8 protein-coding genes and 1 pseudogene are annotated in these 8,859 nt (G+C 71.7%); 6 read left to right on the top strand and 3 right to left on the bottom strand.

Going from position 1 to position 8,859, the window contains the following annotated elements; translation table 11 throughout:
• The first annotated feature begins 84 nt into the window (after positions 1–84).
• The 3 genes from ACWDX9_RS55245 to ACWDX9_RS55235 are packed head-to-tail and all read left to right on the top strand — an operon-like array spanning position 85 to position 2,544.
• Positions 85–741: a response regulator transcription factor gene (locus ACWDX9_RS55245; RefSeq protein ID WP_397365786.1), complete on the top strand. Its 657-nt coding sequence runs from the start codon at positions 85–87 to the stop codon at positions 739–741.
• A gap of 11 nt (positions 742–752) precedes the next feature.
• A complete protein-coding gene (locus tag ACWDX9_RS55240) occupies positions 753–2,168 on the top strand; it encodes a sensor histidine kinase (protein WP_449970620.1) in 1,416 nt (471 codons plus the stop codon).
• Positions 2,169–2,187: 19 nt separating this feature from the next.
• Positions 2,188–2,544 carry an ArsC/Spx/MgsR family protein gene (locus ACWDX9_RS55235; protein ID WP_449970617.1) on the top strand — a complete coding sequence of 119 codons (357 nt, stop codon included), beginning with the start codon at positions 2,188–2,190 and terminating at the stop codon, positions 2,542–2,544.
• A gap of 824 nt (positions 2,545–3,368) precedes the next feature.
• On the opposite strand, the gene ACWDX9_RS55230 is transcribed toward ACWDX9_RS55235, so the two are convergent.
• Positions 3,369–3,857: a hypothetical protein gene (locus ACWDX9_RS55230; RefSeq protein WP_449970623.1), complete on the bottom strand. Its 489-nt coding sequence runs from the start codon at positions 3,855–3,857 to the stop codon at positions 3,369–3,371.
• Between the two features lie 62 nt (positions 3,858–3,919).
• Positions 3,920–5,182 (bottom strand): MFS transporter, encoded by a 1,263-nt coding sequence (locus ACWDX9_RS55225; RefSeq protein ID WP_449970614.1) that lies wholly within the window; start codon positions 5,180–5,182, stop codon positions 3,920–3,922.
• A 114-nt stretch (positions 5,183–5,296) separates the two neighbouring features.
• Between ACWDX9_RS55225 and ACWDX9_RS55220 the strand changes: the two genes are divergently transcribed.
• Positions 5,297–5,944, top strand: coding sequence for a hypothetical protein (locus ACWDX9_RS55220; protein ID WP_449970611.1), 648 nt, complete (start codon positions 5,297–5,299; stop codon positions 5,942–5,944).
• Positions 5,945–5,990: 46 nt separating this feature from the next.
• Here ACWDX9_RS55220 and ACWDX9_RS55215 read toward each other — a convergent pair whose 3' ends face one another.
• Positions 5,991–6,647 carry a class I SAM-dependent methyltransferase gene (locus tag ACWDX9_RS55215; RefSeq protein WP_449970608.1) on the bottom strand — a complete coding sequence of 219 codons (657 nt, stop codon included), beginning with the start codon at positions 6,645–6,647 and terminating at the stop codon, positions 5,991–5,993.
• 132 nt (positions 6,648–6,779) lie between these two features.
• Here ACWDX9_RS55215 and ACWDX9_RS55210 point away from each other — a divergent pair, with 132 nt between their 5' ends.
• Entirely contained in the window at positions 6,780–8,603 is a 1,824-nt protein-coding gene (locus ACWDX9_RS55210; protein WP_449970605.1) for a protein kinase domain-containing protein, read from the top strand.
• Positions 8,600–8,859: pseudogene (locus tag ACWDX9_RS55205) on the top strand (serine/threonine protein kinase); the annotation flags it as partial. The gene ACWDX9_RS55210 and the pseudogene ACWDX9_RS55205, both read left to right, overlap by 4 nt.

Genomic DNA, 8,859 nt, shown 5'->3' with positions numbered 1-8,859 from the left:
CCGCCGGCTGTTTGTTCCGCGGCTTATTTTGAGCAAATGCCGTCTACGCCACACTCGGCTCCGTAAGCAGAAGAAAGGTGCACGATGCGGGTGCTGGTGGTGGAGGACGAGCCGCTGCTCGCCGACGCGATCGCCGAGTGGCTGCGCGAGGAGACGCACGCGGTCGATCTGGCGCGCGACGGTGCGGCGGCGCTGGAACGGATCGCGGTCAACGAATACGACGTGGTCGTGCTGGACCGCGACCTGCCGCGCGTGCACGGCGACGACGTGTGCCGGGAGCTCGTCGCGTCCGAGCGCGACGCGCGGGTGCTGATGCTGACCGCCGCCGTCCAGCTCGACGACCGGGTCACGGGGCTGTCCCTGGGGGCCGACGACTATCTGTCGAAGCCGTTCGCGTTCCCCGAGCTGGCCGCGCGGGTCCTGGCGCTGGGACGGCGCTCGCGGCCGGCCGTGCCGCCGGTGCTGCGCAGGGCCGGGATCACGCTGGACCCGGCGCGCAGGGAGGTCTTCAGGAACGGGCGGTTCGTCCCGTTGTCGAAGAAGGAGTTCGCCGTCCTGACGGAGCTGATGCGGGCGAACGGCACCGTGGTCTCGGCCGAGCTGCTGCTGGAGAAGGCCTGGGACGAGCACGCCGACCCGTTCACGGGCGCGGTCCGGCTCACCATTCTCAAGCTGCGCCGCAAGCTCGCCGACCCGCCGGTGGTGGAGACCGTGCCGGGGGTCGGGTACCGGATCGCATGAGCTTTCTTCGCATGAGCTTCCTTCGCATGAGCTTCCTGAGGCGGCTCGTACGGCCGCGGCCCACGCTGCGGCTGCGGCTCACCCTGTTGTTCGGCGCCCTGTTCATGCTCGCCGGGCTGACCCTGCTCGGCGTCACCTATCTGCTGTTCAACCAGCAGCTGACGAACTCGTTCGAGAGCCGGTTCATCGCCCCGCCGGGCAAGTCCAAGCAGCTGTTCTTCGTCCAGGACGGCGTCGAGCTCTCCGGTGAGGCGGCGTACGAGTGGATGCGGCAGCAGGAGCTGACGCTGCGCGGCGCGGCCATCACGTCGCTCCTCACGCAGGGTCTGATCGCGCTGGTCGTGGTCGGCGCTGTGGCCGTCTGGCTCGGCTGGGTGGTCGCCGGGCGGGTGCTGGCCCGGCTGCACCGGGTCACCGAGACGGCGCGCAGGATCGCCGCCGCGCCCATGGCCGAGCGCGGGCTGCACGAGCGGATCGCGCTGGCGGGGCCGGACGACGACGTCAAGACGCTCGCCGACACGTTCGACACCATGGTGGAGCGGCTGGACCAGTCCTTCGACGGGCAACGCAGGTTCGTGGCGAACGCCTCCCACGAGCTGCGCACGCCGCTGACGCTGAACCGGGCGCTGGTCGAGCTGGCCATGCACCGCCGTACGGCCTCGGCGGAGATCAAGGAGCTGGGCGAGAGCCTGCTGGAGATCAACGCCCGCCACGAGCGGCTCATCTCCGGGCTGTTGCTGCTGGCCAGGTCGGAGCAGGAGATCACGGACCGTTCCCCGGTGGACCTGGCCGACGTGGTGACGCACGTGGTCAGGCAGACCGCCGCGGACGCCCACGACTCCAAGGTCACCGTGCACGAGGTCACCGCGCAGGCGCCCACCGTTGGGGACGCGCTGCTGCTGGAACGGCTGGTGCACAACCTGGTCGAGAACGGCATCCGCCACAACCTGGACGACGGGACCGGGTGGGTGCGGGTGGTGAGCCGAGTCGTGTCCGGCAGTCCGGCCGGCTCGGCCGGGTCGGGCGGGTCGGGCGGATCGGGCGGCTCGGGTGGCTTCGGCGGCTCGGGCGGCTCAGCCGGATCGGGCGGGTCGGGCGGGTCGGGCGGATCGGCCAGGTCCGGCGGATCGGCCAGGTCGGGCGGATCGGCCAGGTCGGGCGGGTCGGGTGGCTTCGGCGGATCGGGCGGGAGAGCCGAGGTCGAGGTCAGCAACACCGGGCCGGACGTGCCGCCGTACGAGATCCCGCAGCTCTTCAAGCCGTTCCACCGGCACGGGGCCGAGCGCGTGATCACGGCCAGGAGCGCGGGGCTGGGGCTGTCGATCGTACGGTCGGTGGCGGTGGCGCACGGCGGGGACGTCCGGGCGGAGCCTCGGGAGGGCGGCGGCCTGGTCGTGACCGCGTCGCTGCCGCTCGCCTTCCATTAGCTCGGTACTGTCGGGTGTCATGGAGATCTGGATCAATCCCGCGTGCTCGAAGTGCCGCTCCGCGCTGTCCATCCTGGACGCCGAGGCCGCCGAGTACACCGTGCGCCGCTACCTTGAGGACCCACCCGACGAGGCCGAGATCCGCGCGGTCCTGACCCGGCTGGGCCTCGAACCGTGGGACGTCACCAGGACCGGCGAGGCGCGGGCCGCCGAACTCGGCATGGCCACCTGGCCGCGCGACGCGAACGCCCGTGACCGGTGGATCAGAGCGCTGGCGGAGAACCCGATCCTGATCCAGCGACCGATCATCACGGCCGACGACGGAACAACGGTGGTAGCCCGGTCCGAGGACGCCATCCGCTCCGTACTCCCCTGACCGTCCCCACGGCTCACCACCGAACGGGCCAGACAGCTACGAACCGCCACCCAACACGGCCAGAGAGCCACGGCTCACCACCGAAGGCGGCCAGAGCAACGAACCACCGCCAAACACGGTCAGAGGACCACGAACCGCCGCCGGACGCGGCCAGAGAGCCACGGACCGCCGCCAAACACGGTCAAACCCGCAGATCACCGCCGAGCGCGGCCAGACCCGCAGATCGCCGCCGAGCGTCGGGGAGGCGCCGCATCCGCGTTCGGCTCCGCGGCGGTCCAGCCGCCACGCGCCCGCGCCCTTCTCAGCGGCACGGGAGTCCCACTCCCAACACGCCCGCACCCACCCCAGCGGCCCAGCAGCCCGACTCCCAACACGCCCGCACCCATCCCGACGCTACGTCGGTCCAGCCACCGCCCGCCCGCACCCACCCCAGCGCCGCGGCGGTCCAGCCGCCATGCCCGGACCCATCCCAGTGCCGCGGCCGTCCCGCCACCGCCCGCCCGCACCCATCCCAGCGGCCCGGGAGTCCGACCGCCAATACGCCCGCACCCATCCCAGCGGCACAGCGGTCCCCGCAGCCACCCATCCGCTCGTCCGGCCGATTTCCGATTTCGGCCGCATCCGCGCGGACGCGCAGGCAGTCGTGCTCGCGGGGACGGACGGCGAGGATCATCGATGCCGACACCGGCCGACTGCGGGCATCGACCCCCGTCGTTGACGACGACCAGGCGGTGCGTGGCCGTACTCCCCCCGGCACCGCCTCGGCCGCGACCGGGGTGGGAAGTGGTGCACGCGGTCCTACGACCCCCGTGTGGATCGCTTGGTCAGTTGACGCAGTCCTGCGTCTTGAGGCTGAGCGCCAGCTCGTAGACCTTGCCCTTGGAGAGCAGGAACGAGTAGTTGGCCTTGGAGTTGCCGGGGACGCTCACGTACGGGTATCCGCTCGCCGCGGTCTTGACGCCCGGGTACGCCTTCTTGATCTGCGTCATCGTGGAGCCCAGGCCGATGCCCTCGGGCGTCTTGACGCCCTTCGCGGCGAAGATCAGGGCCACGCCGCGCTTCTTGGAGATGTACAGGCCCACGTTGTCCTTGCCGGTGGGCAGGGCCTTCAGGTCCCAGCCCGCGCACGAGCCCGCCTCGCCGGCCTTCTTGAGCACGACCTCTCCGGTCGCCTTGGCCTGCTTCTCGCTCATGCCGAGCCGGACCTTGCCGTAGCCGTACGGCCCGAGCGCGGTCTTGGCGGACGCGGCGAACGCGGGCGCGCCGGCGGTGAGCAGTGCCCCGCCTGCCAGGACCGCCACAAGCACCTTCATCACGATGATCTCCCCTGTGTCGAACGGTACGCATGCTTCGAGTGGCGGACCCGGCGGAAAGTTCATCCGGATTCGTCACGAACGCGCCACACCGGCGGCGCGAACAGGCTCACAGCCGTGACGAGCACGGCCGCCACGGCGCACGCACCCAGGACGGGCCCGCTGCCCAGCAGCGCCGCCGCGGGCCCCGCCAGGCCCATACCGACGGGCGCGGCCACGAGGGCGCCGAGCATGGTGACGGAGGTGGCGCGGGCGACGAATTCCTCGGGGAGGTGGCGCTGGATCGAGGTGGTCTGGAGGACGTTGTAGACCACCAGCTCCATGCCGGCGGCCGCCGCCGCGAGCGCCAGTAACCAGAGCGCGGCGGGGATCGCCAGCAGCGCCGGGAGCGGGGCCATCAGGAGGAAGAAGAGGAGCGCCGCGACCACGGGCCGCCCCGGCCGCCAGCGGGCGCCGACGAAGCCCCCGGCCAGCCCGCCGACGGCGTACGCGATGCCGATGGCCGACCAGGCGGGCGCGCCGCCGAGGTGCTGGTCGGCGACGTACGGGCCGAGGACCAGGATCGGGGAGACCACGAGCACGTTCGTGAGCGCGCTGTGGATCGTCCACGTCCACAGCCACCGGTGCCGGGAGAACTCCGCGAAGCCGCCGCCGATGCCGGCCAGCACACCGCCACTCGGCCGCGGTCGGCCCCTCTCGAGGGGCAGGCGGTACAGAAAGGCCGCGCTCACCAGGAACGTCAGCGCGTCGACCAGGATGGCCCAGCCCGGCCCGACCAGCGCCACCAGGGCTCCGGCGGCGCCCAGCGCCAGGATCGACGCCGCGCTCCTGGAGATCGAGATCAGGGAGTTGGCCGCCTGCACATGCTCCCTGCCGGCCAGCCCGGTCACGAGGCCCGCCGCGGCCGGGGTGAAGAACGCCGATCCCGCGCCGGCGATCAGCTGCAGGGCGACCAGCATCCAGAGGTGCGCGGCGCCGGTGAGCAGCAAAACCGCCGTCATGCCGTGCGCGGCGAAGCGGATCAGGTCGGCGAGCAGCATCACGGTCCTGCGGGAGAACCGGTCGCCGACCGCCCCGCCCAACAGGGTCAGGAGGATGACGGGCAGCCGGGTGCTCAGGACCACGATGCCCAGGTCCACGGGTGATCCGGTGAGGTGCAGGACGGCGAACGCGATCGCCAGCGGGGTCAGCGAGTCGCCGAACGCGGAGGCGGTCTGACCCAGGTAGTAGCGCCGGAACCCTTTGGCCGCCAGCGGCGCGAACATCGAACGCGAACGCGAACGCGGCGAGACCGCCCGGTCGTCGGCGTCCCGCTGCCCACCCACGCCGAGCCGAGCGCCGGCATCAGCCCGGACGTCCGCAGCAGCTGGAACGGCGGCATCGGAATGGTCGGCAGTGGCGGCTGAAGCACGGGCATCGAAACGATCGGCCGTAGCGGGATGAGCGCCGGCATCGCAACGGTCGGCTGCGGCGGGCTGAGCACCGACATCGCAACGGTCGGCTGCGGCGGGCTGAGCACCGACATCGCAACGGTCGGCTGCGGCGGGCTGAGCACCGACATCGCAACGGATGGCCTCGGCGAGCCAAGCACCGGCATCAGGTCCGATGGCCGTGGCGGCTGGAACGGTGGCATCAGGGACGGTGGCTGTGACGGCCGAAGCGCCGGCATCGAAACGATCGGCCGTGGCGGGCTGAGCGCTGGCATCGCAACGGATGGCCTCGGCGGGCCGAGCGTCGGTGTCAGGTCCGATGGCCGTGGCGGCTGGAACGGTGGCATCGGGGACGGTGGCCGTGCCACGGGGATCGGGCTCGACGCCCGTGGCACCCGGGGTGCTCGGGCCGAGTGGCGCCGTGAGATGGCGAGCCTCGGGTGCCGCGAGGTGAAGGGGGTCGCCTATGGCGAGGTGGTGGGTGTCGGGTGCCGCGAGGTGGTGGGGATCGCCTATGGCGAGGTGGTGAGTGTCGGGTGTGGTGGGGTCGAGCGGCTGGGGCTCGGTTGTGCTTCGGTGGCTGCGATCGGACACCGTGCCCCCTTTCGACGCGCGTGTGGCATCGGCACTCGCCCCTGGTCGCCGGTGCCGGTCTGAAGATTCGGGGACACTCTGCCAGGCTCCACCGACAGTTCCGGGGTGGTCAGGCTGGGGTGTAGTGCGCGTTGACGGCGGGCTGGCCGGTGTAGTTGGGGCCGGCCTGGTCGTCCGCGCCCAGGTAGCGGTACGGGAGGTCGAGGCGTCTGCGGCCCCGGCAGCTGATCCTTCTGGTGCGCCCGTCGTACGTCATCCCTTGCGAGCGCAGGGCGGTGGTCAGGCGGCGGCCGGCAGGGGTGTCGTCCGGGAGGCGGATGCTGCGGGTGTCGAAGTTCGCGACGAAGAGGCCGTCTTCGGTGAGCCAGTCGGCGGCCTTCGCCAGGAATGTGAGCTTGTCGCCGATGTAGTGGAGGCCGTGTACGCACGTGATGAGGTCGAACGGGGCATCGGGGCGCCAGGTGGCGACGGAGGCGGTGATCAGTCGCAGCCGTGGCGGGGTCGGCGGGCAGGCGAAGAAGTCGACCAGGTCCACGCCCACGATCTCGGCGTCCTGCCCGAGCAGCGCGGTGGCCTCGCTGAGGGCGTTCGCCGTGCCGCAGCACAGGTCCAGCCAGCGCGCCGGCCGGGCTTCCGTGGCGCGGAGCACGTCGATGACGTCGATGCCGAGCTCTCGGTTGTAGGAGGGGAGGCGGCGTTCGCGGTTCATGAGGCTGTTGGCCACGACGGGCGAGCCCTCCAACTCGTCGTCCGTGGTCAGCGGCATGATCGCACCCTTCTGGCCGTGCCCGGGGCTACCGGAAGGTTTCCGACAGATCCGGAACTTCGCCACAAATCCGTAGGCAGTCGCTATCGTACGTAACGATCAGCCGCCCCCGTCTCAGGAGTCACTTCTCTCATGCCGCAAGTCGAACCGCTGCGGGAGGATGACCCAGCGACAGTAGGGGAATACCGCCTGTTCGGCCGGCTGGGCGCGGGCGGCCAGGGGACCGTCTACCTCGGGCAGGCTCCCGGCGGGAGCCCCGTGGCGGTCAAGGTGCTGCGCGAGGGTGCGGGGTTCGACGACAGGCTGGCCAAGGAGATCGCAGCCGCGCGGCGGGTGGAGCCGTTCTGCATCGCGCAGGTGCTGGACGCCTCGCTGGGCGGCCCACGACCGTACATCGTGACCGAGTACGTGGACGGCCCCTCACTCCACCAGGCCGGCCGCCACAGCGGAGCCGACCTGCAACGGCTCGCCGTCGCCACCGCCACCGCGCTGGCCGCCATCCACCAGGCGGGCATCGTGCACCGGGACTTCAAGCCCGCGAACGTCCTGCTCGGTCCCGGCGGGCCGCGTGTCATCGACTTCGGCATCGCCCGGGCCATGGACGACGCCCTCACGCACACCAGCAGCATCGTCGGCACGCCCGCGTACATGGCGCCCGAGCAACTGGCGGGGCAGTCGGTGGGGCCGGCGGCGGACGTGTTCGCCTGGGCGTCGGTCATGGCGTGGGCGGCCAACGGGACGCCGCCGTTCGGGCAGGACACGCTGCCGGCCATCATCAACCGCATCCTCCACAACGAACCTCAGCTCGGCGACGTCCCGCATCCGTTACGGGGCGTCCTGTACGACTGCCTGGCCAAGGATCCGCATGGCCGGCCGACGATGCGGGACGTCATCCTGCGGCTGCTGAGCGGGCAAAACTCCGGAGGGCAGGGGCCGATGCCCGGGGTCCCCCAGGGAGCGGGGTCCGGTCCGATGCCAGGATCCGCAGGACAGGGGCAGGGGTGGGGGCGGGGTTACGGGTCGGGGCCAGGGCAAGGGCCCATGCCAGGGCCGGGTCAGGGGCCGGGGGCCGGATCGGGGCCGGGGCCGGGGCAGGTCTTCGGGGCTGGGAACGGGCCGGTGCCGATGCAGGGGGCGGTGCCGGGGCAAGGTCCGATTCCTGGGCCGGGACGTGGGCCAGTGCAGGGTCAAGGGCCGGGATATGGGCCGGGGTCGGGGCAAGGACCGGTGCCTGGGCCGGGTCAGGGGTATGGCCCTGGCCAGGGGCATGGGCCGGGGCGGCGGGGGGTGGCTGGGCGGCGGGTTGTGCTTCCGGTGGCCGTGGGTGTGTCGGGGGTCATGGTGGTGGCGCTGGTCGGTGGCGTCGTCTGGCTTGCCCCCTGGTCGAAGCAGACCGGTCAGGCGTCGTTCGCCGCCGATCAGCTCAGCCCGTCCGCCACCACCAAGACCACGGAGCCCCCGGCCACGAAGACGCCGCCCCGGAAGACCCGCAAGGCCACCCCCAAACCCACCCAGAAGGTCACCCCCAAGGTCACGTCCACGCCACCGTCGGCGACGCCCACTCCCAAGCGCACCACGGCGCGCCCGACCGTGGCTCCCACCCCCACCAAGACCACCAAGAAGCCGGTCGCGAACGCCAGGGTCAGCATCCTCGAGATCGAGCTGTTCGGCGGCCCCGGCCAGAGCCAGGGAAGCGGCTGCTACATGCCGCCGGTCCACTTCCAGACCAACGTGGAGTCGACCCGGCAGAAGGTGTGGGTCTCCTACAAGTGGCTGCTGGACGGCAAGGCGGTCACGGGGAACAGGTCGTGGGTGTCCGAGGGCGGGTACACCGCGTTCGCGACCTCCGGCCAGTACATGCTCAAGGCCGGGCGCCACACGGTCGCCCTCAAGGTCACCTCCCCGTCGGCGACGCAGAAGAGCGTGTCGTTCAACGTCTGCGCCATCCCAACATGATGATGCCGGAAGCCATCGGCCCGTACCGGGTCGTCAAGCAGCTCGGCGAGGGCGGCCAGGGCGTGGTCTACCTGGCCACCGCCCCCGACGGCACCCGGGTCGCCGTCAAGGCGCTGCACGAGGGGCTGCCGGGTGACGGCCGGTTCGCGAAGGAGATCGCGGCCGCGCGGCGGGTGGAGCCGTTCTGCATCGCGCAGGTGCTGGACGCCTCGCTGGGCGGCCCACGACCGTACATCGTGACCGAGTACGTGGACGG

The sequence above is a fragment of the Nonomuraea sp. NPDC003201 genome (assembly GCF_053590415.1).
The sequence above is the reverse complement of the archived record's forward strand: the minus strand, read 5'-3'. Positions and strand labels throughout refer to the sequence as shown.